This is a genomic window from Halomonas smyrnensis AAD6 (genome assembly GCF_000265245.1).
GTDB lineage: Bacteria > Pseudomonadota > Gammaproteobacteria > Pseudomonadales > Halomonadaceae > Halomonas > Halomonas smyrnensis.
In genome coordinates this window covers 59,210-86,069 of record NZ_AJKS02000004.1, presented here as the reverse complement: position 1 = coordinate 86,069, position 26,860 = coordinate 59,210, and the positions used below count along the sequence as shown (strand labels likewise).

23 protein-coding genes are annotated in these 26,860 nt (G+C 68.1%); 13 read left to right on the top strand and 10 right to left on the bottom strand.

Annotated features, from left to right (window positions below; genetic code table 11):
• Positions 1-13: 13 nt before the first annotated feature.
• The 4 genes from UYS_RS0206015 to UYS_RS0206000 all read left to right on the top strand — a co-directional run bounded on the left by UYS_RS0206015 (position 14) and on the right by UYS_RS0206000 (position 4,675).
• Positions 14-1,498, top strand: a complete 1,485-nt coding sequence (locus tag UYS_RS0206015) for an aldehyde dehydrogenase family protein (protein ID WP_016854602.1) — start codon at positions 14-16, stop codon at positions 1,496-1,498.
• Positions 1,499-1,511: 13 nt separating this feature from the next.
• Positions 1,512-2,246, top strand: coding sequence for a class II aldolase/adducin family protein (locus tag UYS_RS0206010; protein ID WP_016854601.1), 735 nt, complete (start codon positions 1,512-1,514; stop codon positions 2,244-2,246).
• A 9-nt stretch (positions 2,247-2,255) separates the two neighbouring features.
• Positions 2,256-3,260: a GlxA family transcriptional regulator gene (locus UYS_RS0206005; protein ID WP_016854600.1), complete on the top strand. Its 1,005-nt coding sequence runs from the start codon at positions 2,256-2,258 to the stop codon at positions 3,258-3,260.
• Positions 3,261-3,343: 83 nt separating this feature from the next.
• A complete protein-coding gene (locus tag UYS_RS0206000; protein WP_016854599.1) occupies positions 3,344-4,675 on the top strand; it encodes a hypothetical protein in 1,332 nt (443 codons plus the stop codon).
• 126 nt (positions 4,676-4,801) lie between these two features.
• On the opposite strand, the gene UYS_RS0205995 is transcribed toward UYS_RS0206000, so the two are convergent.
• On the bottom strand, positions 4,802-5,323 hold the full coding sequence (locus UYS_RS0205995; protein WP_016854598.1) for a zinc ribbon-containing protein: 522 nt from the start codon (positions 5,321-5,323) through the stop codon (positions 4,802-4,804).
• Between the two features lie 238 nt (positions 5,324-5,561).
• On the opposite strand from UYS_RS0205995, the gene leuS reads away from it, so the two are divergent.
• The 8 genes from leuS (at position 5,562) to UYS_RS0205955 (ending at position 13,343) form a co-directional block, all read left to right on the top strand.
• The gene (leuS, locus tag UYS_RS0205990; protein ID WP_016854597.1) at positions 5,562-8,144 is read left to right on the top strand and encodes a leucine--tRNA ligase; all 2,583 of its coding nucleotides are present in this window, start codon (positions 5,562-5,564) and stop codon (positions 8,142-8,144) included.
• A 29-nt stretch (positions 8,145-8,173) separates the two neighbouring features.
• Positions 8,174-8,665, top strand: a complete 492-nt coding sequence (locus UYS_RS0205985; protein WP_016854596.1) for an LPS-assembly lipoprotein LptE — start codon at positions 8,174-8,176, stop codon at positions 8,663-8,665.
• A gap of 7 nt (positions 8,666-8,672) precedes the next feature.
• Positions 8,673-9,731 (top strand): DNA polymerase III subunit delta, encoded by a 1,059-nt coding sequence (gene holA / locus UYS_RS0205980; protein WP_016854595.1) that lies wholly within the window; start codon positions 8,673-8,675, stop codon positions 9,729-9,731.
• Positions 9,732-9,810: 79 nt separating this feature from the next.
• Positions 9,811-10,284 carry a molybdopterin-dependent oxidoreductase gene (locus tag UYS_RS16995; protein WP_016854594.1) on the top strand — a complete coding sequence of 158 codons (474 nt, stop codon included), beginning with the start codon at positions 9,811-9,813 and terminating at the stop codon, positions 10,282-10,284.
• Complete coding sequence (locus UYS_RS17715; RefSeq protein ID WP_016854593.1) at positions 10,281-11,414, top strand: GGDEF domain-containing protein; 1,134 nt, start codon at positions 10,281-10,283, stop codon at positions 11,412-11,414. The genes UYS_RS16995 and UYS_RS17715 overlap by 4 nt, the downstream gene beginning before the upstream one ends.
• A gap of 114 nt (positions 11,415-11,528) precedes the next feature.
• Entirely contained in the window at positions 11,529-11,924 is a 396-nt protein-coding gene (locus tag UYS_RS0205965; RefSeq protein WP_016854592.1) for a PA2779 family protein, read from the top strand.
• 13 nt (positions 11,925-11,937) lie between these two features.
• Complete coding sequence (locus UYS_RS0205960) at positions 11,938-12,909, top strand: PA2778 family cysteine peptidase (protein ID WP_026068385.1); 972 nt, start codon at positions 11,938-11,940, stop codon at positions 12,907-12,909.
• Positions 12,906-13,343 (top strand): DUF488 domain-containing protein, encoded by a 438-nt coding sequence (locus UYS_RS0205955; protein ID WP_016854590.1) that lies wholly within the window; start codon positions 12,906-12,908, stop codon positions 13,341-13,343. Before UYS_RS0205960 ends, UYS_RS0205955 begins: the two co-directional genes overlap by 4 nt.
• 91 nt (positions 13,344-13,434) lie before the next feature.
• Here UYS_RS0205955 and sthA read toward each other — a convergent pair whose 3' ends face one another.
• The 9 genes from sthA to UYS_RS0205910 form a co-directional block, all read right to left on the bottom strand.
• Positions 13,435-14,826 (bottom strand): Si-specific NAD(P)(+) transhydrogenase, encoded by a 1,392-nt coding sequence (sthA, locus tag UYS_RS0205950; protein WP_016854589.1) that lies wholly within the window; start codon positions 14,824-14,826, stop codon positions 13,435-13,437.
• Between the two features lie 159 nt (positions 14,827-14,985).
• On the bottom strand, positions 14,986-15,243 hold the full coding sequence (nqrM, locus tag UYS_RS0205945; RefSeq protein ID WP_016854588.1) for a (Na+)-NQR maturation NqrM: 258 nt from the start codon (positions 15,241-15,243) through the stop codon (positions 14,986-14,988).
• 188 nt (positions 15,244-15,431) lie between these two features.
• Positions 15,432-16,664 carry an NADH:ubiquinone reductase (Na(+)-transporting) subunit F gene (gene nqrF, locus UYS_RS0205940; protein ID WP_026068384.1) on the bottom strand — a complete coding sequence of 411 codons (1,233 nt, stop codon included), beginning with the start codon at positions 16,662-16,664 and terminating at the stop codon, positions 15,432-15,434.
• A 69-nt stretch (positions 16,665-16,733) separates the two neighbouring features.
• A complete protein-coding gene (gene nqrE, locus UYS_RS0205935; protein ID WP_016854586.1) occupies positions 16,734-17,351 on the bottom strand; it encodes an NADH:ubiquinone reductase (Na(+)-transporting) subunit E in 618 nt (205 codons plus the stop codon).
• A gap of 1 nt (position 17,352) precedes the next feature.
• On the bottom strand, positions 17,353-18,021 hold the full coding sequence (locus UYS_RS0205930) for an NADH:ubiquinone reductase (Na(+)-transporting) subunit D (protein WP_026068383.1): 669 nt from the start codon (positions 18,019-18,021) through the stop codon (positions 17,353-17,355).
• Between the two features lie 2 nt (positions 18,022-18,023).
• Positions 18,024-18,833: a Na(+)-translocating NADH-quinone reductase subunit C gene (locus tag UYS_RS0205925; RefSeq protein ID WP_016854584.1), complete on the bottom strand. Its 810-nt coding sequence runs from the start codon at positions 18,831-18,833 to the stop codon at positions 18,024-18,026.
• The gene (locus UYS_RS0205920; RefSeq protein WP_016854583.1) at positions 18,833-20,059 is read right to left on the bottom strand and encodes an NADH:ubiquinone reductase (Na(+)-transporting) subunit B; all 1,227 of its coding nucleotides are present in this window, start codon (positions 20,057-20,059) and stop codon (positions 18,833-18,835) included. Before UYS_RS0205920 ends, UYS_RS0205925 begins: the two co-directional genes overlap by 1 nt.
• Positions 20,059-21,408 carry a Na(+)-translocating NADH-quinone reductase subunit A gene (locus UYS_RS0205915; RefSeq protein ID WP_016854582.1) on the bottom strand — a complete coding sequence of 450 codons (1,350 nt, stop codon included), beginning with the start codon at positions 21,406-21,408 and terminating at the stop codon, positions 20,059-20,061. Before UYS_RS0205915 ends, UYS_RS0205920 begins: the two co-directional genes overlap by 1 nt.
• A 298-nt stretch (positions 21,409-21,706) precedes the next feature.
• A complete protein-coding gene (locus UYS_RS0205910) occupies positions 21,707-23,170 on the bottom strand; it encodes a glyceraldehyde-3-phosphate dehydrogenase (RefSeq protein ID WP_016854581.1) in 1,464 nt (487 codons plus the stop codon).
• 182 nt (positions 23,171-23,352) lie between these two features.
• On the opposite strand from UYS_RS0205910, the gene mfd reads away from it, so the two are divergent.
• A complete protein-coding gene (mfd, locus tag UYS_RS0205905) occupies positions 23,353-26,802 on the top strand; it encodes a transcription-repair coupling factor (protein ID WP_016854580.1) in 3,450 nt (1,149 codons plus the stop codon).
• Positions 26,803-26,860: the final 58 nt, after the last annotated feature.

The window sequence follows — 26,860 nt, the reverse complement described above, 5'->3', positions numbered from 1 at the left end:
CGAAGGAGCCCCCATGCCCCTGACCTATGACGACTGGAAGCGCCGCGCCGCTTCCCTCGACGCCGACGGTCGCGCCTGGATCGCCGGCCGGCGCTGCCCCGCCGAGGGCGGTGCGACCCTGGACTCGATCAACCCCATGACCGCCGCCCCGGTCGCCGCCATCGCCGCCTGCGAGGCGGCCGACGTGGATCGCGCCGTGGCCGCCGCCCGCACTGCCTTCGTGGCCGGTGACTGGGCCCGGGCCGAACCCGGCGAGCGTCGCCGGGTGATGCTGGCCATCGCCGGCGAGATCCGCGCCCACACCGAGGAACTGGCCCTGCTCGACAGCCTGGAGAGCGGCAAGTGCATCACCGAGGCCCTGGAGGACGCAGAAGAAGCCGCGGTGCTCTTCGACTGGTACGGCGAGGTGCAGGACAAGGCCTACGACCGCGTCGCGCCCTCCCCGGCCAACGTCCAGGCCACCATCACCCACGAGCCGCTGGGCGTGGTGGGCGCCGTGGTGCCCTGGAACTACCCGCTGCACAACAGCGCGGTCAAGCTGGCCCCGGCGCTGGCCGCCGGCAACAGCCTGGTGCTCAAGCCCGCCGAGGAGTCGTCGCTGTCCGCCCTGCGCCTGGCCGAGCTGTGCCAGGCCGCCGGCCTGCCCGACGGCGTGCTCAACGTGGTACCGGGTCACGGCCATCTGGCCGGCGATGCCCTGGGCCGTCACGACGACGTGGATGCCCTGGGCTTCACCGGCTCCACCGAGATCGGCAAGCGCTTCATGGTCTATGCCGGCGAATCCAACATGAAGCCGGTGTGGCTGGAATGTGGCGGCAAGAGCCCGCTGCTGATCTTCGACGACTGTCCCGACCTGGAGGCGGCGGTGGACGCCGCGGTGGCGGGGATCTTCACCCACGCCGGCCAGGTCTGCTCGGCCCACTCGCGGCTGCTGCTTCAGGACGGCATCCACGACGCCTTCCTCGAGGCCCTGGACGCCCGTCTGGTCAACCTGGTGCCCGGCGACCCCCTCGATCCGGCCACCCGGCTCGGCCCGCTGGTCAGCCGCGCCCAGTTCGACAAGGTCCGCGACTACCTGGCTATCGGCCGCGATGAGGCCACTCTGCGCCATGGCGGCGAGGCGCTGACGGCCGCGGGCGGCGAACTGTTCGTGGCCCCCACGGTGTTCACCGGGGTCACGCCCGCGCATCGCCTGTTCCGCGAGGAGATCTTCGGCCCGGTGCTGGCGGTGAGCCGCTTCGCCGGCGAGGCCGAGGGCGTGGCACTCGCCAACGACAGCCGTTACGGCCTGGCCGCCTCGCTGTGGACCCGCGACCTGGGCCGCGCCCACCGGCTGTGCGATACCCTCGAGGCGGGCACCGTCACGGTCAACGGCGTCGATGCGGTGAGCCCCCAGACGCCCTTCGGCGGCACGAAGGAGTCCGGCATCGGCCGCGACTACGAGCTGGCCGGCATGCGCAAGTACATGGCGCTGAAGACCCGCTGGATTCACTACTGAGCGAGGAGACCCCATGAGCGAGATCCCCAAGATCCCGGCTACCCCCAGGGAACAGCTGGCCTGCGCCTTTCGCTGGCTGGCCCGGCTGGACCTGCATGAGGCCACCGCCAACCACTGCAGCCTGGCCACCTCCGCGGGCGGCGAGCGCTTCCTGATCAACCCGGCCGGCCGCCATTTCGCCGAGCTGCGCGCCAGCGACCTGATGGAGGTCGAGGCCAGTGGCGACACCCGCCCCTCGGGCCTCGACCCCACCGCCTGGGCCATCCACGGCGCCATGCACCGCCAGGGCCGTGACGTGGGCTGCATCCTGCATACCCACTCGCTCTACGCCACGGCCCTTTCCTGCCTGGCCGAGCCCACGCTGCCGCCGGTGGAGCAGAACGCCATGCGCTTCTTCGAGCGCGTGGCGGTGGACCGCGAGTTCGATGGCATGGGCCTGGGCGACGAGGCCGAACGCCTGGGTCGGCTGGCCGGCAAGGCGCCGATCCTGCTGTTGGGCAATCACGGCGTGCTCGCCACCGGCACCGATGTCGCCGAGGCCTTCGATAACCTTTATTATTTCGAGCGCGCCTGCCGCTCCTACCTGGTGGCCCGCGCCAGCGGCCTGCCGCTGGCGCCGGTCGCGCCCGAGGTGGCCCGCAAGACCGCGGCCCAGTGGGACGACTACGTCCGGGCGGGCGCCCCCCAGGCCCACTTCGCGGCGCTGATGCGCCTGCTCGACAAGGAGGGCGACGACTACCGGAGCTGAGACCCCGCCATGCCCGACACCCCCGCCGCCCCGTACCGACTCGGCATCCTGCTGCTGCCGCAGTTTTCCTTCGCCGGGCTGGGGGCGCTGCTGGATCCTCTGTTCATCGTCAACTGGCTGGCCCAGGAGACGCGCTTCGAGTGGCGGCTGCTGGGCGGCGAGCCGACGGTGCCGGCCTCCAACGGGGTTCCCCTGGGCGTGGAGGTGGACTGGCCCGCCCCCACCGAGCTGGACGGTGTGCTGGTCCTGGCCAGCTTCGAGACCAAGGCCCTGACCGGCGACCGATCGCTCGCCATGTGGTTGCGCCACTGTGCCGCCGCCGGCGTCGCCCTCGGCGGCATCGAGATGGGCAGCGAGGTGCTGGCGGCGGCGGGCCTGCTCGACGAGCGGCGGGCGGCGGTGCACTGGGACAACCTGGAGGGCTTTGGCGAGCTCTACCCCCGCGTGCAGGCCGTGGACGAGCTCTACACCCTGGACGGCGACCGTCTGACCTGTGCCGGCGGCACCGCGGTGCTCGACATGATGCTGGCCTGGCTGGCCTGCCGGGTGGAGGGGCCGTTGATGAATGAACTGCGCAACCACCTGCTGGAACGCCGCCAGCGCGCGGGGGATGCCGTCCAGCTCAGCGCCGCCCCTGAGCACCGGGTCCAGACCTCGCCCCAGATGCGTCGCGTGATCCGGTTGATGCGTCGGGCCATCGAAACGCCGCTGTCCAGCACCGAGCTGGCCGAGGAAGTGGGACTCTCGATCCGCCAGCTGGAGCGACGCTTCAAGGCCGAACTGGGCGTCACGCCGAAGCGCTACTATCTCTGGCTGCGCATCAATCGTGCCCATCGCCTGCTGCAGCAGACCGATCTCGGCGTGGCCGAGATCGCAGCCAGTGCCGGCTTCGGCTCCCTGGAACACTTCTCCCGCGCCTATCGGCGCTTCTTCGGCTGCGCCCCCAGCCAGGACCGTCTTCAGTCCCGCGATGCCCCGGTGCTGCCCCTGCGCTATCTGCCGCGCCAGGAATGACGTCGCCTTGAGGCCGGCGGGCACATTGCTTAGGATGCTATTTTTTGGCGTGTCTCGTGCGCCACCAGCCAGGAATGATCGCCATGCCCGCCCAGACCGTCGAAGCGACCGCCTCCGGCGTCGGCCTCCGCCATGCCCTCGCCGGCTTGTCGATCCTCGTCGGGCTGCTGTCGCGCATCGCGGGGCTGGCCTGGCTGCCCGATGCCGAGGCGCTGACCGGGCCGGCCCTGTGGCTGGGCACCGCGCTGCTGTGGCCCGACCTGCCACGCCGCAACCGCCGTCAGGCCGGGCTGCTGGCGGGCCTGGGCGTCGGCCTGCTGCTGATCGCGGCGTTCGTCTATGGCGCCCGGGTGGACTGGCCGGCGATGCTCGACGCCAATACCCAGGTGGTGGCGATGCTGGTGGGGGTCAGTTTCATCGGCCTGATCGGCAATCGTCGCGGCCGGTCGCGCCCCTCGGGGCCACCGGTCACCGGGCGGCGCGGCCTCGCCGGCACCTGGCTCGGGGTACACCTGCTCGGCACCATCCTCAATCTGTCGACGGTGTTCATGGTCGGCGATCGCCTGGCACGCCGCGCGCCGCTGACCACGCCCCAGCTGCTGGCCCTCAACCGAGGGCTGTCCAGCGCCGCGCTGTGGTCGCCCTTCTTCGCCTCCATGGGCATCGTCATCACCCTGGCGCCGGGCATGGACTACGCCACCGTGCTGGCCCACGGCCTGCCGCTGGCGCTGTGCGCGGGACTGGTGACGCTGATCGAGCTGCCGCGACGCTTCGACCTGACCGACACCGCCGGCTTCTCGATGGCGCCGAGGAGCCTGCTGCTGCCGGTGGTGATGGCCGCGCTGGTGATGGTCTTTCACTTCGAGCTGACGCCGGCGCTTTCCATCGTCGCCATCATCACCTTCCTGATGCCCGGCGCGGCGCTGGCGGCCAACCTGACACGCGGTCTGCACTGGACCGCCGGCCGCCTGCACCAGCACACCCTGACCCGGCTGCCGGCCATGCGCGGCGAAATCTCGCTGTTCCTGTGTGCGGGGCTTCTGACCCAGGGGCTATCGACGCTCGCCGAGGCCGCCACCGAGGGCGGCTGGACGCTGTTCGAGCACTTCGGCGCTCTCCAGGCGATCGGCAGCTTTCTCGCCATCGTGGTCAGTGCCGTGGCCGGGCTGCACCCGATCATCGGCGTCTCGGTGCTGGCCTCGGTGCTCGACCTGGAAGCGTCGGAGCAGACGCTGTTCGCCTTCGTCGCCCTGGCGGCCTGGGCCGTGGGCACCAGCGTCGGGCCGCTGTCGGGGATCAATCTGTCGCTGCAGGGGCGCTATGGCGTCAGCGGCGGGCTGATGATGCGAGAGAACCTGCGCTATGCGCTGATCATGGCGACGCTGATGGTCGGCATGATCGCCTGGCTGGCGTAAGGCGCGCCAGAGAGTGCCTGCGCTCGGTGACGCGGCGTTACACATCGCCTCGTGCGCGAGCCCGATCGGAAGACTCGTTGACACAAGCCCCCCGAGCGCCGGGTCGGCCTCAGGGGGGCGGGGAAATCAGTCCAGCGGCGCGCGCATGAAGTAGCGGTGACCGCACTGGTGGCAGGGCTCGAGGCGGGCGACCCCGTTGAGTTCGACCACCGCGTCGCAGTGGGCGCAGACCATGCGACCCGGCGCCGCCATCTCGCCGGCGGTATAGTCGGCCCGCGAGGCCTCGAGATCGTCTTCCAGGCGTTCGCGCTCGACCTGGCTGCGGTCGGCGATCGACAGCAGCGATTCCACCACCCGACGCGACAGCACCGAGAGGTCGACGCCGAGCCAGTGGGCCACGCTATGGCCACCGGCGTTCAGGTAGCGGCGCATCTCCTTGAGGTCACGATCGACCCAGGCGCGCAGCAGCGAGAGCTCGTACCGGGTGAACTCCTCCACCTCGGCCTCGAACTCGATCGCCTCGTCGAGTTCCTTCTGCAGCGACTCCCGGTTCAGCTCGCCGGCGCCCTCCTGCAGACGCTCCAGCACGCGTTCGTAGGCATCCTTGAGGCGATGGTCCTCAGGGGGCTTTTGCGGTTGATCGCTCATCGCAGTTCTCCAGTCCATGTCCTGTCCGCATCGGGGTCACGGCGCCGCCACCATAGCCGGCGCCCGCCGTGCTGGGGTATCCTTGCGCCCCAGAGGTTCTTCCATTTAGACGATATGCCGTCGGTGAATCAATGGCTTCCCCCAACGAATGGGGATGACCCTGACGCCGGACAAGGCCCGCTGACATGCGCCGCGCCACGCGCGCCGCGCTCGACTAGCAAGGTACCCGAAGACAGCGATGGACGCACAATACCAGCCCCGAGAAATCGAACGCGACGCCCAGCAGTACTGGGAGAAGAACGCCTGCTTCAAGGCAGTGGAAGACGCCAGCCGCGAGAAGTACTACTGCCTGTCGATGTTCCCCTACCCCAGCGGCAAGCTGCATATGGGGCATGTGCGCAACTACACCATCGGCGACGTCGTCTCCCGCTTCCAGCGCATGCAGGGCAAGAACGTGCTGCAGCCCATGGGCTGGGACGCCTTCGGCATGCCGGCGGAAAACGCCGCGATCAAGAATCAGGTGCCGCCGGGCGAGTGGACCTACCAGAACATCGACTACATGCGCGGTCAGCTCAAGGCGCTCGGTTTCGCCTACGACTGGGACCGTGAGTTCGCCACCTGCGACGCCGACTACTATCGCTGGGAGCAGTGGTTCTTCACCAAGCTGGTCGAGAAGGGCCTGGTCTACAAGAAGATGTCGACGGTCAACTGGGACCCGGTCGATCAGACCGTGCTGGCCAACGAACAGGTGATCGACGGCTGCGGCTGGCGCTCCGGCGCGCCGGTCGAGCGCAAGGACATCCCGCTGTGGTTCCTCAAGATCACCGACTACGCCGAGGAGCTGCTGGCGGATCTCGACCAGGTCGACTGGCCCGAGCAGGTCAAGACCATGCAGCGCAACTGGATCGGCAAGTCCAGGGGCGTCGAGCTGGCCTTCGACGTCGCCGACCATGACGACAACGCCCTCGAACCGCTGCGGGTCTACACCACCCGCCCCGACACCCTGATGGGCGTGACCTACGTCGCCGTGGCCGCCGGCCATCCGCTGGCCCAGGCCGCCGCCGAGGGCAACCCCGAACTGGCCGACTTCCTCGAGGAGTGCGCCCACGGCGGCACCTCCGAGGCCGAGCTCGCGACCAAGGAAAAGAAGGGCATGGCCACCGGCTACCAGGCCGTGCACCCGCTCACCGGGCGCCGCGTGCCGATCTACGTGGCCAACTTCGTGCTCATGGAGTTCGGCACCGGCGCGGTGATGGCCGTCCCCGCCCATGACCAGCGCGACTGGGAGTTCGCGACCAAGTACGCACTGCCCATCGAGCCGGTGATCGCCGACGAGAACGGCCAGGCGCCGGACCTGAGCCAGGGCGCCTTCGATGAGCACGGCGTGCTGATCAACTCCGGCGAGTTCGACGGCCTCGACTTCCAGGCGGCCTTCGATGCCATCGCCGCCCGCCTGGCCGAGCAGGGCCACGGCGAGGTCAAGACCAACTTCCGCCTGCGCGACTGGGGCGTGGCCCGCCAGCGCTACTGGGGCGCGCCGATCCCGGTCAAGTACGGCCCCGAGGGCCAGACCGTGCCGCTCACCGACGACGAGCTGCCGGTGTCCCTGCCGCTGGAGGTCACCGTCGACGCCTCCGGCTCGCCGCTCAAGAAGATGCCCGAGTTCAGCGACCTGGGCGACGGCTGGGTGCGCGAGACCGATACCTTCGACACCTTCATGGAATCCTCCTGGTACTACGCGCGCTTCGCCTGCGCCGACAACCCGGAGGCCATGCTCGACGAGCGCGCCAACTACTGGCTGCCGGTCGACCTCTACATCGGCGGCATCGAGCACGCCATCCTGCACCTGCTCTACGCGCGCTTCTTCCACAAGCTGATGCGCGACTTCGGCCTGGTCGAGTCCGACGAGCCGTTCCAGCGCCTGCTGACCCAGGGCATGGTGATCGCCGAGACCTTCTACCGTCCCGAGGCCAACGGCGGCAAGGAGTGGTTCAACCCGGCCGACGTCACCGTCAAGCGCGACGACAAGGGCCGGCCGCTGAGCGCCGTGCTCGAGGAGGACGGCCAGCCGGTGGAGATGGGCGGCATCGAGAAGATGTCCAAGTCCAAGAACAACGGCGTCGACCCCCAGGCGATGATCGACCGCTTCGGCGCCGACACCGTGCGCCTGTTCATGATGTTCGCCGCGCCGCCCGAGCAGTCCCTCGAGTGGTCCGACTCCGGCGTCGAGGGCGCCCATCGCTTCCTCAAGCGCCTGTGGCGGATGGTGGCCGAGCACATCGAGGCCGGCACCCCGGGCGAGCTCGACCTCGATGCCCTGAACGAGGATCAGCGCGAGCTGCGTCGCAAGACCCACGAGACCATCCAGAAGGCCAGCGACGACATCGGCCGGCGCACCACCTTCAACACCGCCATCGCCGCGGTGATGGAGCTGACCAACGCGATCGGCAAGTTCGAGGACGCAAGCCCGCTCGGCCTGGCCGTGGCCCGCGAGGCCGTCGAGGCCTGCGTGCTGCTGCTGGCGCCGATCACCCCGCACGCCTGCCACGCGCTGTGGGCCGAGCTCGGCCATGACGAGCCGGCCATCGACGCCGCCTGGCCGGCGCTCGACGAGTCCGCCCTGACCCGCGACACCATCGAGCTGGTGGTGCAGGTCAACGGCAAGCTGCGCGCCCGCCTCGAAGTGCCGGCCGAGGCCGACAAGGCCGCCATCGAGGCCCAGGCCATGGCCGCCGAGAACGTCCAGCGCCATCTCGAGGGCAAGACGGTGCGCAAGGTGATCGTGGTCCCGGGCAAGCTGGTCAACATCGTGGTCGGCTGAGCCGACCGCCGGCCAAGGAGAGAGCCATAATGCAACGGCGTGACTTCCTGCGCTTCACCCTGGCCGGCGCCGCCGGCCTCACCCTCGGCGGCTGCGGCTTCCGGCTGCGCGGTCTCGACCAGCCGGCGCTGGGCCTGGAGTCGCTGGCCGTGGCCGGCGCCTCCGGCGACTTCTCGCGACGGCTCGGCCAGCGGCTCGAATCCGCCGGCGTGTCGGTCCGCGACGATGCGCCGATGGTGCTCAACCTCGGCGCCGAGCGCATCGAGGAGCAGCAGATCGGCGTGCTCGACACCGGCAGCCAGGAGCGCGAGCTCACCCTGAGCGTGCCCTTCTCGGTGCAGCGCGCAAGCGACGGCGCCTATCGCCTCGACCAGCAGGTGGTGGAGGTCAGCGAGCGCTACTCGATCAGCGACAACAACCTGCTGGTCGCAGACGAGCTGCGCGACGACGCCACCGAGCGACTGCGCCGCGAGGCCGTGCGCCGGCTGATGGACCGCCTGCGCGCCCTGTCGCCGAACTGAGGTCGTCGTGAAGGTCTTTCCCGACAAGCTCGAAGGCGCCCTGGCCAAGTCGCTGCCGCCGGTCATCATCGTCGCCGGCGACGAACCGCTGCAGCACCGCGAGGCCTGTGACGCCGTACGCGCCTCGGCCCGCCAGGCCGGCATCGAGGAGCGCGAGGTGCTCCATGTCGAGGCCAACTTCGCCTGGGGGCGGCTGACCGAGGCCGCCGCCAGCCTGTCGCTGTTCGCCTCGCGCAAGCTGATCGAGCTGCGCCTGGGCAACGGCAAGCCCGGCCAGGAAGGCGCCAAGGCGCTGCGCGAATACGCCGAGGGCATGGCCGGCAGCGACAACGTGCTGCTGGTGGCCGCCGGCAAGCTCGACTACCGCGAGCAGAAGAGCGCCTGGTTCAAGGCCCTCGACAAGGCCGGACTGTTCGTCCCGGTGTGGCCGGTGGACGTCTCGCGGCTGCACTTCTGGCTGCGCGATCGCGCCTCGCACCACGGCCTGAACCTCGACCTCGATGCCGCCCGCCTGCTCGGCGAGCGCACCGAGGGCAACCTGCTGGCCGCCGACCAGGAGCTGCAGAAGCTTGCCCTGCTCTCGCCGCCCGGCGCCCGCATCGCTCCCCAGCAGGTGGCCGGCGGCGTGGAGGACAGCGCGCGCTTCGATGTGTTCACGCTGATGGATGCCTGCCTCAAGGGCGAACGCGCTCGGGTGTCGCGCATCATGACCGGCCTGCGCGGCGAGGGCGTCGAGCCGCCCATCGTGCTGTGGGCGCTGACCCGCGAGCTGCGGCTGCTGCTGTCGCTGCATCAGCATCTCGATCAGGGCCAGAGCCTGGAGCACGCCTGCAAGGCCCAGAAGCCGCCGATCTTCGACAAGCGCCGTCCGGCCTACCAGCAGGCGCTCAAGCGTCTGCCGATGAAGCGCCTGCACAAGCTGCTGCTGTTCGCCCAACGGCTCGACCTGGCGATCAAGGGCGCCAGCCCCATCCCGCTGTGGGAGGGCCTGCACGACCTGGCCCTGACGCTCGCCGGCGGCCGCGGCCTGCTGGCCGAGTCGCCCCACTCCTACCGCGTCGGTTGATCGACCCGGCACAGTCGACACGCCCACAATCCCCAGGCTTCGGGGTATCATCATCGGCAATTCCTTGTTGAGGCATTCCATGATGCTGTCACGTCGCCTGACCCTCTCTGCCCTGCTCGCCGCCGCCCTGTGGCCCGCCCTCTCGACGGCGGCCGAGCCCGTTCTGGATGTCCACGCCCACGGCGAAACCCGCCATCTGTCACTCGAGGACATCGAGCAGAGCGATACCGGCGAGGTCACGATGCGCCACTTCGAGGGCCCGGAAGGCACCTTCAGCGGCGTCTGGCTGAATGACTTCCTCGCTGACCAGAACCTCGACGAGGCCTCCCGGCTGCGCTTCATCGCCCTGGACGACTACACCAGCTTCCTCACGCCCGCCGACCGCGAGGAGAAACGCTTCCTGCTCGCCACGCGGCTGGACGGCACGCCGCTGACGCCCGACAACCTAGGCCCGCTGATGCTGGTGGTGCCGGCCGATGCCGAGGCGGTGCTCAAGGGCGATGCGCCGATGAGCCAGTGGATCTGGTCCATCGACGAGATCCAGGCGCGGTGATTCCGGCGTCCGGCCTGCGCCTTCGCCTGCTCGCGGGCTTCTGCCTGCTGGGGGCGATCGGCGCCGTCGTGGCCGGCGCCTTCGCTCTCCAGGCGGGCCGCCATCTGGGCGCCGACTACTCGGCCCTGGCCGGCGACATCGTGCGCGCCCAGGAAGACACCGCCGAGCTGCGCCTCGAGCTGGACGGACTGATCGATCACGCCCACCACGCCTGGCATATGGACCGCATCACCAGCCTGGTGGAACGTATCCCCGAGCGCATTCGCACCATCCGCGAGGGGCTCGCGCGCAGCGAGATCAACGCGGCCGACTACGCGCCGATGCTGGCCGAGCTGACCCAGGCGGAAGGCCTCTACCGCAGGCTGGCATCGACCCTCGATACCCTGCCCCCCTCCGTCGGTGACGACGTCCGGCAGCTCAACCGCCTCGGGCACGAGCTGGAGGGCTCGCTCGCCTGGACCTACAGCCGCCTGCTGCAGGAGGTCCACCAGGCCGCCGCCGACCAGCAGCGCCTGATGGCATGGCTGAGCCTGGCCGTGATCCTGCTGGTAATCCTGGTGCTGCTGGTCGCCGCGGCGCTGATGCTGGCGCTCGTTCGCATCCATCGCCAGTGGCTGTCGCTGCGCCAGCTGAGCGTCACCGACGAGCTGACCCAGCTGGCCAATCGACGTCAGCTGTGGGAGGTGGCGCAGCGCTATCTCGAGCTCAACCAGCGAGACGGCGGAGAACTGAGCCTGCTGCTGATCGACCTGGACCACTTCAAGCAGATCAACGATCGCTACGGCCATCCCGCCGGCGACGCGGTGCTGCAGGCCGTGGCGGCCGAGCTCACCCGCGTGGCGCGGGAGTCGGACCTGGTGGCCCGACTGGGCGGCGAGGAGTTCGCCGTGCTGATGCCGAACACCGGCACAGAGGGCGGCCGGCGACTGGGCGAACGCCTGCGCGAGGCCACGTCCGACCTGACCCTGTCCGGCGAGGCCCGCGAGCATCGGCTGACCATCAGCCTCGGCCTGGCCACGACCCTCGCCGGCCGGGAAGCGCTGGCTCAGCTCTACTCCCGTGCCGACCGCTGCCTATACCGTGCCAAGCAGAACGGGCGCAACCGTTTGGAAATCAACGCACAACCGTGAAACCGCCCCCACTTATCCCCTATACTGTCGTGGCATCGCCGCCGGCATGGCGCTAGGACGCCCATGTGGAGCGACACCGAGCCGGACCTCCCCCGAGACACAAGGAATGCCATCATGAAACGACTCACCCGACTCCTCAGCCCGCTCCTGATCCTCGCCCTGGTCATCGGCAGCCTGCCGGCCATCGCCGCCGTGCCGGCGGCCGATCAGGGACTGGTGGGCACCACCACGCTGCTCGACGCCCAGTCCAGCCAGCAGGATCGCGACAAGATCCGCCGCGTTTTGGCCCGCGAGGACGTGCAGCAGCAGCTGCTGCTCCAGGGCGTCTCCCCGGCCGAGGTGGAGAACCGCGTGGCCGCCCTGTCCGACGCCGAGGCCCGCCAGATGGCCGACCGCCTCGACCAGATGCCCGCCGGTGCCAGCGTGGTCGGCGCCCTGTTCGCGGTCTTCATCATCCTGCTGGTGACCGACATCCTCGGCCTCACCGACGTCTACCCGTTCACCCGCTGAACCGGGAGATCCCATGACCGGCCTATTCTCTACCGCCGGACGCCAGAACGCCCGCCCCGCGGGCGTTCTTGCGTTGGTGCTGACGCTTCTGCTGCTGACGGGCTGCGCCACCGCCCCGTCGCTTTCCCCTGCCACCCGCCAGGCGCTACCGTCGATGGCGCTCAACGAGGTGGTCCCCTTCCACGGCCAGCGCGACTACCAGTGCGGCCCGGCCTCGCTGGCCATGGCCCTCGAGGCCGCCGGCCTCGAGGTGAGCGTGGACGAGCTGATCCCCCAGGTCTTCCTGCCCGGCCGCGACGGCAGCGTGCAGCCGGAGATGCTGGCCACGGTGCGTCGCCACGGGCGGATTCCCTTCCGCCTCGAGGGCGACTTCGCGACCCTGCTCGACGAGCTCGCCGCCGACCACCCGGTGGTCGTGATGCAGAACCTGTCGCTGCCGGCCTTCCCTCAGTGGCACTATGCCGTGGCCATCGGCTACGACCTGCCGGCCGAGGAGCTGGTGCTGCACACCGGCATGACGCCGTCGCGGCGCATCGGCTTCGCCCGCTTCGACGCCACCTGGGCGCGCAGCGAGCGCTGGGCCTTCGTCGCCCTGCCTCCCGGCGAGCTGCCGGCCGACGCGAATGCCGAATCCGCCACCCGCGCCATCGCCGACTTCGAGACCGTGCAGGGTAGCGAGGCCGCCCTGCCCGCCTGGCAGGCCCTGGCCGAACGCCATCCCGACGTCGCCACGATACAGTTCGCCCTCGGCAACGCACGACACGCCACCGGCGATGCCGACGCTGCCATGGCCGCCTTCCAGGCCGCGGTGAACGCGGATCCCGAGCTCGCGCCGGCCTGGCTCAACCTCGGCATCGTCGCGGCCGACCAGGACCGTCTCGACACCGCCCGTGAGGCGCTGTCCCGCGCCGCGGCACTGCCCGGCCCCTGGCAGTCGCGCGCCCGGGAGGAACGGCAGGCGCTGGAGACGGAGGACGACGCATGAGCCGGGAGATCGCCCTCAAGCGCGTCTACCAGGCCCCCGAGCCCGACGACGGCGCGCGGGTGCTGGTCGACCGACTGTGGCCTCGCGGCAAGCGCCGTGAGTCGCTGCAGCTGGCCGACTGGTATCGCGATGCCTCGCCCTCGCCCACCCTGCGGCGCCAGTTCCACGAGGGAGAGATCAGCCCCACCGTGTTCGCCGTGCGCTACCGCGGCGAGCTGCGCGACCACCCCGAAGCGCTGACGCCGCTGATGCGTCACGCCCGCAGCGGGCGCCTGACGCTGCTTTCCGCGGTACGCGATCTCGACGACTCTTACCTCCCGATCCTGCGTGAGGCGCTGCTGAAGGCCCTGGACGCCGAGGATGCCCTCGATCGCGAGCCGAGCTCGCCGCCGTGTTACGGCCACCTGGATCCCGAGCCACCCGCCAACGGCTGACATCGACGACGGTCGTCGATCACTGGCATGAACGACCGACGGCGCCCCGGGGGCGCCGTCGGTCGTCTTTCGGCCCAAGCTGATCGACGGATCAGAACAACCGATTCAGCCCGTTCTGCGCCGCGACTCGGTAGGCCTCGGCCATGGTGGGATAGTTGAAGGTCGTGCTGACGAAGTACTCGAGGGTGTTGGCCCCGCCCTCCTGCTGCATGATCGCCTGGCCGATATGGACGATCTCCGAGGCCTGGTCGCCGAAGCAGTGGATGCCGTAGATCTCCAGCGTGTCCTGGTCGAACAGGATCTTCAGCATGCCCACGGTGTCGCCGGTGATCTGCGCCCGAGCGGTGTCCTTGAAGAACGCCTGAGCCACCTCGTAGGGCACCCTGGCCTCGGTGAGCTCGCGCTCGTTGCGACCGAAGGAGCTGATCTCCGGGATCGTGTAGATGCCGGTCGGCACCTCGCTGACGAAGCGGTACTCACGATCGAGCAGCTCGTCGCAGGCGTTCAGGCCCTGGTCATAGGCCGCGCTGGCCAGGCTCGGCCAGCCGATCACGTCACCGGCGGCATAGATGTGCGGAATCGCCGTGCGATAGTGCTCGTCGACCTGCAGCTGCCCGCGGCCATTGGCCTCGAGGCCGACGTTCTCCAGCCCCAGCTCGTCGGTGTTGCCGGTGCGGCCGTTGGCCCACAGGAAGGCGTCGGCGCGCAGCCGCTTGCCCGACTTGAGATACACGGTCACCCCGGATTCGTCGCCCTCGACCCGCTCGTACTCCTCGTTGTGGCGGATCAGCACCCCGTGCTTGCGCAGATGGTAGGACAGCGCATCGCTGATCTCGTCATCGAGGAAGGACAGCAGGCTGTCGCGACTGTTGATCAGGTCGACCTTGAGCCCGAGGCCCGAGAAGATCGAGGCGTACTCGCAGCCGATCACCCCGGCACCGAAGATGATCATGGTGCGAGGGGTATGGTTGAGGCCGAGGATGGTGTCCGAGCAGTAGATGCGCGGATGCCGGAAGTCGATGTCGGCCGGCCGGTAGGGCCGCGAGCCGGTGGCGATGATGATCCGCTCGGCCACCAGCTCGTCGACGCTGTCACCGTCACCGCGCACCACCAGGGTGTGGGCGTCCTTGAAGCGCGCCACGCCGCTGTAGAGGTCGATGCGGTTGCGCGCGTAGAAGTTGGTGCGCATCGCCACCTGCTGGTCGATGGTGACGCGGGAGCGCTCCATCACCCGCGGAAACGAGAACCAGCGCGGCTCGCCGATGTCGCGGAACATACGATTGGTGTTGAACGACAGGATCTGCTTGACCTGGTGGCGCAGCGCCTTGGAAGGAATCGTGCCCCAGTGGGTGCAGTTGCCGCCCACCAGGGGCTGCTTCTCGACCACCGCCACGCGCTTGCCGTGCTTGGCGGCATTGATGGCGGCGCTCTCGCCGGCCGGCCCGGTGCCGATCACCACCACATCGTAGTTATGAACTGCCATGACTCCCCTGCTCGTCTGGGTGCTTGAAGGCACCGAGCCGGGGAATCATGGCGCAAGCATCACCTCTCGTGACCGGCGCCGTCATTCCGGCGCCAGCCTGCGGCCACACGTCCCTGGCGGCTCAGCGCCGGAAAATGAAAAAAGGGTGGTGCCGTCGGATCAGCGGCGGGTCGCGTCGTAGCCGAGATCCGCACCGCGGCTCTCGTCGCTGCGGCGGCGGGCGCCGCCCTGACGCTTGCGGTTTTCCTCTTCGCAGACCTGGTCCTGGCCGCCGCAGACCTCACAGCCTTCCTTGAGGCCGAGCTGGTTGAGGCCGCCGCAGCTGCCCGCGATCGGCTTGCGGGCGACGATGACGCCGATGGCCATGGCGGCCATGATCACCAGCATGAAGGCGAGTACCACGAGAAAGGTGCCCATTGAGTGCTCCATCGAGTTCGCTGAGAAGGTGTTGCCCTTGGGACCACGTCAGCGCCGCTGTGATCCCCGGGGAGCGCTGCCACTGTAGGGTGCCGTCGCCTGATATGCCGCCCCAAGAGCGGCATATCGGGCGGCGGAACCAATCAGGGCTGGCCCGGAGGCCAGCCCTGACGGTCGCCGCAGGGCGATCAGCCGCCGAAGTCGTCGAGCATGATGTTCTCGGGTTCGACCCCGAGATCCAGCAGCATCTTGATCACGGAGGCGTTCATCATCGGCGGTCCGCACATGTAGAACTCGCAGTCCTCGGGAGCCGGATGGTCCTTGAGGTAGTTCTCGTAGAGGACGTTGTGGATGAAGCCGGTCGGGCCTTCCCAGTTGTCCTCGGGCTGCGGATCGGACAGCGCCAGATGCCAGTCGAAGTTGTCGTGCTCTTCGGCCAGCTGGTCGTACTCTTCGTTGTAGAAGGTCTCGCGCCAGGAGCGCGCACCGTACCAGAAGCTGATCTTGCGCTTGGTGTCCAGGCGCTTGAGCTGGTCGAAGATGTGGCTGCGCATCGGCGCCATGCCGGCACCACCGCCCACGAATACCATCTCGGCATCGGTGTCCTTGGCGAAGAACTCGCCGAAGGGCCCCATCACCGTGACCTTGTCACCCGGCTTCAGACTGAAGACGTAGGTGGACATCAGGCCCGGCGGGTGGTCGGTGTTGGGCGGCGGCGTGGCGATACGGATGTTGAACTTGAGGATGCCCTTCTCTTCCGGGTAGTTCGCCATGGAATAGGCCCGGATGATTTCCTCGTTGTTCTTGTGGGAGACGTTGAACAGCCCGAACTTCTCCCAGTCGCCGCGGTACTCTTCCTCGATGTCGAAGTCGGAGAACTTGACGTCGTAGGGCGGTGCCACCAGCTGCACGTAGCCGCCGGCGCGGAAGGCCACGTCCTCGCCCTCGGGCAGGCGCAGGTTGAGCTCCTTGATGAAGGTGGCGACGTTGGGGTTCTCGATGACCTCGCATTCCCACTTCTTGACGCCGAAGACCTCCTCGGGAACCTCGATCTTCATGTCCTGCTTCACCGGCACCTGGCAGGACAGGCGCCAGCCTTCCTTCTTCTCGCGCAGGGTGAAGTGGGACTCCTCGGTGGGCAGGATCGAGCCACCACCCTCTTCCACGCGGCACCGGCACTGGGCGCAGGAGCCGCCGCCGCCACAGGCGGAGGACAGGAAGATGCCGTTGGCGGCCAGGGTGTTCAGCAGCTTGCCGCCGGCCTGGGTGGTCAGGGTGTGATCGGGATCTTCGTTGATCTCGATGGTCACGTCCCCGGTGCTGACGAGCTTGCTGCGGGCGGCCAGGATCACCGCCGTCAAACCGATGATGATCACGGTGAACATGACCACACCGAGCAAGATGACTGTTGTATCAACCATGTCGGTTTCCTATTGCTAGCATTGACTGGTCACACCGGCGGCGCGCCACACGCGCCGCCGGAAGCCGCCTCAGAGCTGGATGCCGGAGAAGGACATGAAGCCCAGCGACATCAGGCCCACCGTGATGAAGGTGATGCCCAGGCCCTGCAGAGAGGCCGGCACGTCGCTGTACTTGAGCTTCTCGCGAATACCGGCCAGCGCGGTGATGGCCAGTGCCCAGCCCACCCCGGCGCCGAGGCCGTAGACCACGGATTCGCCGAAGTTGTAGTTACGCTCGGACATGAACAGGGTCGCACCGAGGATCGCGCAGTTCACGGTGATCAGCGGCAGGAACACGCCCAGCGCGTTGTAGAGCGCCGGCACGTACTTGTCGAGGAACATCTCCATGATCTGCACGATGGCCGCGATCACGCCGATGTAGCTCAGGTAGCCGAGGAACGACAGGTCGATGTTCTCGGCGCCGGCCAGACCGGTCCAGGTCAGGGCGCCCTCGCCGAGCAGGTAGGTCAGCAGCAGGTTGTTGACCGGCACGGTGATCACCAGCACCGCGATGACCGCGATGCCCAGACCGATCGCCGAGGAGACCTTCTTGGACACGGCCAGGAAGGTACACATGCCCAGGAAGAACGCCAGGGCCATGTTCTCGACGAAGACCGAGGCGACGAACAGGCTCAGATAGTGTTGCATCTTACACGGCCTCCTTCGGCTGGGTGTTGTCCTTCATCTTGAACTCGTTCTCCTCGACCTGTTCCGGGTTGATGGCGCGCAGCGCCCAGATGATCAACCCGATGATGAAGAACGCGGACGGCGGCAGCAGCAGCAGGCCGTTGGGCACGTACCAGCCACCGTTCTGCACGGTCTCGAGCACGGTGAAGCCGAACACGCTGCCGGAGCCGAGCAGCTCGCGGAAGAAGCCGACGGTCATCAGGATGAAGCCGTAGCCCAGACCGTTGCCGACGCCGTCCAGGAAGGACAGGCCCGGGCTGTTGGTCATGGCGAAGCCCTCGGCGCGGCCCATCACGATGCAGTTGGTGATGATCAGGCCGACGAAGACCGACAGCTGCTTGGACATCTCATAGGCGTAGGCCTTGAGGATCTGGTCCACCACGATCACCAGCGAGGCGATGATCGTCATCTGCACGATGATGCGGATCGACGACGGAATGTGGTTGCGGATCAGCGAGACGAAGAAGTTCGACAGCGAGGTGACGAAGATCACCGCCAGGGACATGACCAGCGACACGCTCATGCTGCTGGTCACCGCCAGCGCGGAGCAGATCCCCAGGATCTGCAGCGCGATGGGGTTGTTCTTGAAGATCGGCGTTACCAGGACGCCCTTGGGAGTCGGTGCAGACATCATCAGGCTCCTTCAGTGTCGGTGGAGGCATCCTGCACGGTCTCACGCTCGATACCGCTGCGGAACCGGGCGAGGTACTCGCCGAAGCCCTCGGGGCTCAGCCAGAACTGCAGGAGGTTGGTGACGCCCTTGCTGGTCAGCGAGGCGCCGGAAAGCGCGTCGACCTCGGTCTCGCCGCTGGCGCCGCCCTTGACCAGGGCGATGTCCGGCTGAACGCTGTCGGCGCTGGCGAAGATCTCCTTGCCGTCCCACTGAGACTTCCAGCGCGGGTTGTCGACCTCGCCGCCGAGACCCGGGGTCTCGGAGTGGGAATAGAAGGTGATGCCCTGGATGGTGTTGCCATCGCCCTGCACCGCCAGGTAACCGCGCATCAGGCCCCACAGCCCCTGACCACGCACCGGCAGGATGATCTGCTCGGGGTCGTCCGGGTTGCCGACCAGATAGACGGTGGTGAAGTTCTCCTGACGCGACAGGCCGGCGATGTCCTTCTCCCCCGAGAGGGTACGGGACTGGGCCGGATCGCGGGCCGCCTGGAAGCTGTCGTAGGTGGCCGCATCGAACTGGTCGGTGTACTCGCCGGTGCGCAGGTCGACGACCCGCGGCGTGACCTGTTCGAAGGCCTCCTCGACGTCGGTGCCGGGCTCATAGAGCCCCGCCACGTCGAGGATGTTCGACTTGCGGTCCAGCTCCTGGTTGAGCTCCTGCTTGGCGCGCAGGCCGACCGCGGCGGTGGAGACGATCACAGAACACACGATGCAAAGTGCGAACGCCACCGTCAGGATCTTCTTGATGGAGTTGTTGCTCTGTGCCATCAGGCGTTCTCCTCGGCCGGCACACCGGTGCGCTGCTGGCGGCGCTTGATGTTGGCCTGAACAAAGAAGTGGTCGATCAGCGGGGCGAACAGGTTGGCGAACAGGATCGCCAGCATGATGCCCTCCGGGAAGGCCGGGTTGACGACGCGGATCAGCACGGTCATGACGCCGATCAGGGCACCGAAGATCATGCGGCCCTGGTTGGTCATGGAGGCGGAGACCGGGTCAGTGGCCATGAACACCATGCCGAAGGCGAAGCCGCCGATCACCAGGTGCCAATACCACGGCATGGCGAACATCGGATTGGTGTCGGAGCCAATCAGGTTGAACAGCAGGCTGGTCGCCACCATGCCCAGGAACACGCCCAGCATGATTCGCCAGGAGGCGATCTTGGTCCACAGCAGCACGATCGCGCCGATCAGGATGGCCAGCGTCGAGGTCTCGCCCACCGAGCCCGGGATGAAGCCGAGGAAGGCGTCCCACCAGCTGAACTGGTCGGTCAGCGCGCTCATGCCGCTCTGGAAGGCGGTGGAGAGCGCGGTGGCGCCGGTGTAGCCGTCGGCCGCGACCCACACGGAGTCGCCGGAGATCTGTGCCGGATAGGCGAAGTACAGGAAGGCACGGCCGGTCAGCGCGGGGTTGAGGAAGTTCTTGCCGGTGCCGCCGAAGATTTCCTTGCCGATCACCACGCCGAAGGTGATGCCGAGCGCCACCTGCCACAGCGGAATGGTGGCCGGCAGGATCAGGGCGTAGAGCACGGAGGTGACGAAGAAGCCCTCGTTGACCTCGTGGCCGCGCTTGATGGCGAACAGCACTTCCCAGAAGCCGCCGACCGCGAAGGTCACCAGGTAGATCGGCAGGAAGTAGGTCGCGCCGAGCACGAAGTTGGCCCACAGGCTGCCCGGATCGTGGCCGCCCGCCAGGGTCATGACGATGGCCTCGCGCCAGCCGCCGGCGGCGCCGAAGCCGTCGGCGATGGCCACGTTGGCCTGCCAGCCGGCGTTCCACATGCCGAAGAACATGGCCGGGAAGGTGCACAGCCACACCGTGATCATGATGCGCTTCAGGTCGATGCCATCACGCACGTGCGCCGTGGTCTTGGCGACGCTGGGCGGCGTGTAGAAGATGGTGTCCACCGCCTCGAAGAGCGGGTAGAACTTCTCGTACTTGCCGCCCTTGTGAAAGTGCGGCTCGAGGTTCTCGAGTGTCTGTCGGATACCCATCATCAGGCCTCTTTCTCGATCATGGTGAGGTTATCGCGCAGGATGGGACCATATTCGTACTTGCCGGGGCACACGTAGGTGCACAGCGCCAGGTCCTCCTCATCCAGCTCCAGGCAACCGAGCTGCATGGCGGTCTCGATGTCGCCGACGATCAGCGAGCGCAGCAGCTGGGTGGGCAGAATGTCCAGCGGCATCACTTCCTCGTAGGCGCCCACCGGCACCATGGCCCGTTCGGAACCGTTGGTGGAAGTGGTCGGGGCGTAGTTGCTGAGGCCCTTGATGCGCGACAGGTAGATGCCGAGCACCGAGTGGCGGTTCGCGCCCGGCGACAGCCAGCCCATGAAGCTGCGCTTGTTGCCTTCCTCGAGCAGGCTGAGCTGGGTGTTGAAGCGACCCACGTAGCGCAGGCTGCCCTCGGCGGTGAAGCCGGAGAACACCGAGCCGGAGATCACCCGGGTGTCATCGGGCTCACAGACCTCGCTGGCCAGCAGCTCTTCGGTGCTGGCACCGACGCGGGTGCGCAGCAGCCGCGGCTTCTCGGCGCGCGGGCCGCCCACCGCCACCACGCGGCTGACGTCGAGCTTGCCCTCGGTGAACAGCTTGCCGAAGGCGATGACGTCCTGGTAGCCGATGTGCCAGACCTTCTTCTGCAGGCCCACGGGCGAGAGATGATGGATGTGCGTGCCGACCAGGCCGGCCGGATGCGGGCCGCCGAAGGTCTCGGCCTGCACGCCCTGGACGTCGCCACCCGGCACGTCGGCGCCCGGCGCGGTACACAGGAAGACCTTGCCTTCGGTCAGGCGCGTCAGCACCTTGAGGCCATCCTCGAAGGCCTGGGACTGGCCCTGGACGACGGTGGCGGGGTCGGCGGACAGCGGGTGGGTATCGACGGCGGTGACGAAGATGTCGTTCGGCACGCTGTCGATGGCCGGCGTGCGGGAGAAGGGACGGGTGCGCAGTGCCGTCCAGAGACCGGAGTCGACCAGCTGATCGACCACTGCCTGACGCTCCAGGGAGGCCAGCTTGTCACGGTTGTAAGAGGCGAACTCCACCGCGTCTTCGGACTCGTCGACCTTGATCACCACGGACAGCAGCCTGCGCTTCTCACCGCGGTTGATGGCGACGACTTCACCGCCGGCCGGCGCCGTGAAGCGCACGCCATCGATCTTCTTGTCCGTGAACAGCAGGTCGCCCAGCTTGACCTTGTCCCCCTCTCGAACCTCCATGGTCGGCTTCATGCCGATATAGTCGGTACCGAGAACCGCCACGTGGCGCACCGGACGCGCGTCTTCGACGCGCTGCTCCGGGGCTCCCGTGATGGGGAGATCCAGGCCTTTCTTGACTTCGATCATAGTCTCGCCCAGTTGATGGATCTGATATACGAAGGAAAGGGGTGCGATTGGATCGGATTCTTGTGTTTTGTCCAGAATGTAACCAGTCGGGCCCGAGGCGAACTCGAACCACCCCGAAAAATCCCCCGCATTATAAAGAGAAGCCAGTGGAATGACTACCTGCCGGAAGGTCGCAGGAGGCCGTCCGCGGCAAGTGGCGAAGTGTCGCAGACGAGTGAGAAAAGCGTTGAGGGAGAGATGCTTGGCGGGAGCCCCGGCCGAGCGGCCGGGGCGGGAGTGATGCGACGCGCGGGAGCGCTTAGCCCTGGGCGTGGGGCAGCTTGCGGAAGGCCACGTTGGAGATGTGCTGCAGGATGCGGATGACCTGGCAGCTGTAGCCGAACTCGTTGTCGTACCACACGTAGAGCACGGCGTGCTTGCCGTTGGCGATGGTCGCCTGGGCGTCGACGATGCCGGCATGACGGTTGCCGACGAAGTCGGTGGACACCACCTCGGGCGAGTCGACGTAGTCGATCTGCTTCTGGTACTGGGAGTCGATCGACATGCGACGCAGGTAGTCGTTGAGCGATTCGACGTCGGTCTCGCGCTCCAGCGTCAGGTTGAGGATCGCCATGGAGACGTTGGGCGTCGGCACGCGGATGGCGTTGCCGGTCAGCTTGCCGCCCAGCTCCGGCAGCGCCTTGGCCACCGCCTTGGCCGCGCCGGTCTCGGTCAGCACCATGTTGAGCGGCGCGCTGCGACCGCGGCGATCGCCCTTGTGGTAGTTGTCGATGAGGTTCTGGTCGTTGGTGTAGGAGTGCACCGTCTCGACGTGACCATGAACGATGCCGTACTCGTCGTTCAGCGCCTTGAGGGCCGGCACGATGGCATTGGTGGTGCAGGACGCGGCCGAAATGATGCGGTCGTCGGCATTGATGTCCTGGTGGTTGATGCCGTAGACGATGTTCTTGACGTCGCCCTTGCCCGGCGCGGTCAGCAGCGCCTTGGCCACGCCCTTGCAGGCCAGATGCTGGCCCAGGCCATCCTCGTCGCGCCAGATACCGGTGTTGTCGACCACCACGGCGTTATCGATGCCGTAGTCGGTGTAGTCGATCTCGGACGGCGAGTCGGCGTAGATCACCTTGATGACGTTGCCATTGGCGGTCAGGGTGCGCGCTTCCGGGTCGACGCTGATGGTGCCGTCGAAGGGCCCGTGAACGCTGTCACGACGCAGCAGGCTGGCACGCTTCTCGAGATCCTTGGCGATGTCGCCGCGGCCGCGCACCACGATGGCCCGCAGGCGCAGCAGGTTACCGCCGCCGGCCTTCTCGACCAGCACCCGCGCCAGGATGCGGCCGATGCGACCGAAGCCGTAGAGCACCACGTCCTTCGGCTCGCCGTTGCCGGTGTCCGCGCAGTGGCCGTCGACGATCTCGGCCAGCTCCCTGCGCAGGAAGGCCACCGCATCGCCGCCGCCCTGCTTCTTGTAGGCCACGCCCAGCTTGCCCACGTCGACGTGAGCCGGCCCCAGGTTCAGCTCGGTCATGGCCTTGACCAGCGGGAAGGTGTCCTGAACGGACAGTTCGGTGCCCTCGATCTTGCGCACGAACCGGTGGTCCTTGAGGATGCGGATCACGCTGCGATTGAACAGCGAACGCCCGTACAGCGTGGTCACGACGTTGTTGTGACGGTACAGGCTGCCGATCATCGGGATCATCTGCTCGGCGAGCGCCTGATTGTCGTGCCATTCCTGGAAGACGGTATCGGGGGTTTGCTGACTCACGTGGGGCCTCTCCATGGGGTTGAGATTCGAGAGGCATTATCCGAGGCCGGACACCAGGGGGCAATCGAGGGATAGTCGCAGACGCTGTAGGGGATTTACAGGAATTCGGGTTTCACTACATGACGGTGCCGGACTGTTATGATGCCCCCAGTCACCCATTGGACACGACGCAAGCGACGCCCATGCCGACCTTCTCGCCTCTCGACCCGCCTCGCCCCACGGGCCTGCGCGACACCCTCTACTGGCAGACGCCTCCCGGCAGCGCGACCGCCCTGGCCCTGGCGCACCTCGCCGAGGACGCGCCGCTGCTGGTGGTCACCGCCGACACCGCCGCCGCCCAGCGCCTGGAAGACGACCTGGCCTTCTATTCACGGCTGCCGGTGCTGCCCTTCCCCGACTGGGAGACGCTGCCCTACGACAGCTTCTCGCCCCACCAGGACATCGTCTCGGCCCGACTGCGCACCCTGCGCCGCCTGCAGGACGGCGAGCACGGCATCGTGCTGGTGCCGATCAACACCCTGATGCAGCGCCTGCCGCCGGTGGACTACATCGCCGGCCGGGTGATGACGCTCGAGGTGGGGACCACGCTGGACCGCGAGGGCTTCCGCGACCGCCTGTCGCGCGCCGGCTACCGCGCCGTGGAGACCGTCTTCGAGCCCGGCGAATATGCGCTGCGCGGCGCGCTGATCGACCTCTTCCCGATGGGCTACGATGCGCCGCTGCGCATCGACCTGTTCGACGACGAGATCGACACCCTGCGCCACTTCGATCCCGATACCCAGCGCAGCGCCGACAGGGTCGAGCGCATCGAGCTGCTGCCCGCCCACGAGTACTCGCTGTCCCGCGGCGCCATCGCCTGCTTCCGCGAGGGCTTCGAGACGCTGTTCGACGTCGACCCGCGCCAGTGCCCGCTCTACGTCGACGCCCTCAAGGGCATCCCCTCCCCCGGCCTCGAGCAGTACCTGCCGCTGTTCTTCGACGAGACGGCGACGCTGTTCGAGCACCTGGCCGAGAGCACTCGTATCGCGCTGCTGCCCGGCGTGTTCGAGGCCGCCGAACACCATTGGGCGGCCATCGAGAGCCGCTATGAGAACCTCGGCGTCGACCCGACGCGGCCGCTGCTGCCGCCCCATCGCGCCTTCGTGCCGGTGGCCGAGGCATTCGGCGCCATCAAGCGCCATCCGCGGGTCGAGCTCACAGACGACGCCGAGCACCGCCATGCCCTGGCGCCGGCGGCGCGGCCGGCGCCGAACCTGCCGGTCAACGCCCGCGCCAAGCGCCCGCTGGCCGAGCTCGAGGACTTCCTCGCCGAGCACGACGCCACCCGGGTGCTGTTCGTCGCCGAGTCCCGCGGCCGCCGCGAGGCGCTCGAGGAAACGCTCGCGCCGCTGAACCTGCCCCTGCCCCACGTCGATGACTTCACGGCCTTCCTCGACGGCGAGTCGCGCACCGCCATCACCGAGGGCACCATCGACGCCGGCCTGTGGCTGGAGGCGCCGGATATCGCCGTGATCGGCGAGACCGAGCTCTACGGCGAGGTGGTACGCCAGAGCCGCCGGCGCGAAAAAGCCACCGACGACAACGAGCTGGCGATCCGCCACCTGGCCGAGCTCAAGCCCGGCGCCCCGGTGGTCCACCAGGCCCACGGCGTCGGCCGCTATCGCGGCCTGGAAACGCTGGAGGCCGGCGGCCAGGCGGCGGAATTCGTCACCCTGGAATACGCCGACGGTGCCAAGCTCTACGTGCCGGTGGACAGCCTGCATCTGATCTCGCGCTACGCCGGCGTCGACGACGAGTTGGCGCCGCTGCACAAGCTCGGCTCCGAGCAGTGGGACAAGGCCAAGAAGAAGGCCGCCGAACGCATCCGCGACACCGCCGCCGAGCTGCTCGACGTCTACGCCCGCCGCGAGGCCCGGGAAGGCTTCGCCTGCGAGGCACCGGACGCCGAGTACGCGCGCTTCGCCGCCAGCTTCCCCTTCGAGGAGACCCCCGACCAGCGCGCCGCCATCGAGGCGGTGGTCGGCGACATGACAGCCCCCAGGCCCATGGACCGCGTGGTCTGCGGCGACGTCGGCTTCGGCAAGACCGAGGTGGCGATGCGCGCCGCCTTTTTGGCGGTGCACTCCGGCCAGCAGGTCGTCGTGCTGGTGCCCACCACCCTGCTCGCCCGCCAACACTACGAGAACTTCCGCGACCGCTTCGCCGACACCGCGGTCAACATCGAGCTGGTCTCGCGCTTCACCGGCGGCCAGGGCCAGAGCGCGACCGCCAAGCGCATCGAGGAAGGCCAGGCCGACATCGTCATCGGCACCCACAAGCTGCTGTCCAAGTCGATGCGCTTCCCCAAGATGGGCCTGCTGATCATCGACGAGGAACATCGCTTCGGCGTCGCCCAGAAGGAGCGCCTCAAGGGCCTGCGCGCCGAGGTCGACATCCTCACGCTCACCGCCACGCCGATTCCGCGCACGCTCAACATGGCCATGAGCGGCATCCGCGACCTGTCGATCATCGCCACCCCGCCCGCCCGCCGGCTGTCGGTGAAGACCTTCGTCCAGCAGCGCGACGAGGCGGTGATCAAGGAGGCGATCCTGCGCGAGATCCTGCGCGGCGGCCAGGTCTACTTCCTGCATAACGAGGTCAAGACCATCGAGACCGCCGCGGAGACGATCCGCGAGCTGGTGCCCGAGGCGCGAGTCGGCGTGGCCCACGGCCAGCTGCCCGAGCGCGCCCTGGAGCGGGTGATGTCGGACTTCTACCACAAGCGCTTCAATGTGCTGGTGTGCTCGACCATCATCGAGACCGGCATCGACGTGCCCAGCGCCAACACCATCGTCATCGAGCGCGCCGACAAGTTCGGCCTGGCCCAGCTGCACCAGCTGCGCGGTCGGGTCGGGCGCAGCCACCACCAGGCCTATGCCTACCTGCTGGCCCCGCCGCCGCGGGCCATGAGCCGCGATGCGGTCAAGCGCCTGGAGGCCATCGGCCAGGCCGAGGACCTGGGCGCCGGTTTCACCCTGGCCAGCCACGACATGGAGATCCGCGGCGCCGGCGAGCTGCTCGGCGAGGAACAGAGCGGCCAGATGGAGGCGCTCGGCTACAGCCTCTACATGCAGATGCTCGACCGCGCCGTGAAGGCCATCCGCGAGGGCAAGACGCCCAACATCGAGGCCCCGCTCGACGAAGGCGTCGAGGTCAGCCTCAACCTGCCGGCGCTGATCCCGGACGACTACCTCCACGACGTCCAGCAGCGCCTGGTGATGTACAAGCGCATCGCCGGCGCCGAGACCGAGGCCGAGCTCAAGGAACTGCAGGTGGAGATGATCGACCGCTTCGGCCTGCTGCCGGCGCCGGTCAAGACCCTGCTGCGCCAGACCCGCCTGCGCCAGCGCGCCGAGCGGCTGGGCATCGCCCGCCTCGAGGCCGGCCCCGAGAAGGGCCGGGTGATCTTCGCCGGCCATACCGGCGTAGACCCGCTGATCCTGGTGGAGCTGATCCAGCGCCAGCCCGATCGCTATCGCCTCGAGGGCGCCGACACCCTGCGCTTCGAGGCCGACATGGAAGGCGAGGACGCGCGCTTCTCGGAGGTCGAGGCGCTGCTCGACCACTTCAACCGCAAGACCGAAGCCGCCTGAAGTCCGCGGTGGCGACTGGCGAACCGTCGCCACCTCGGGCACTCTAACGACATGGCCG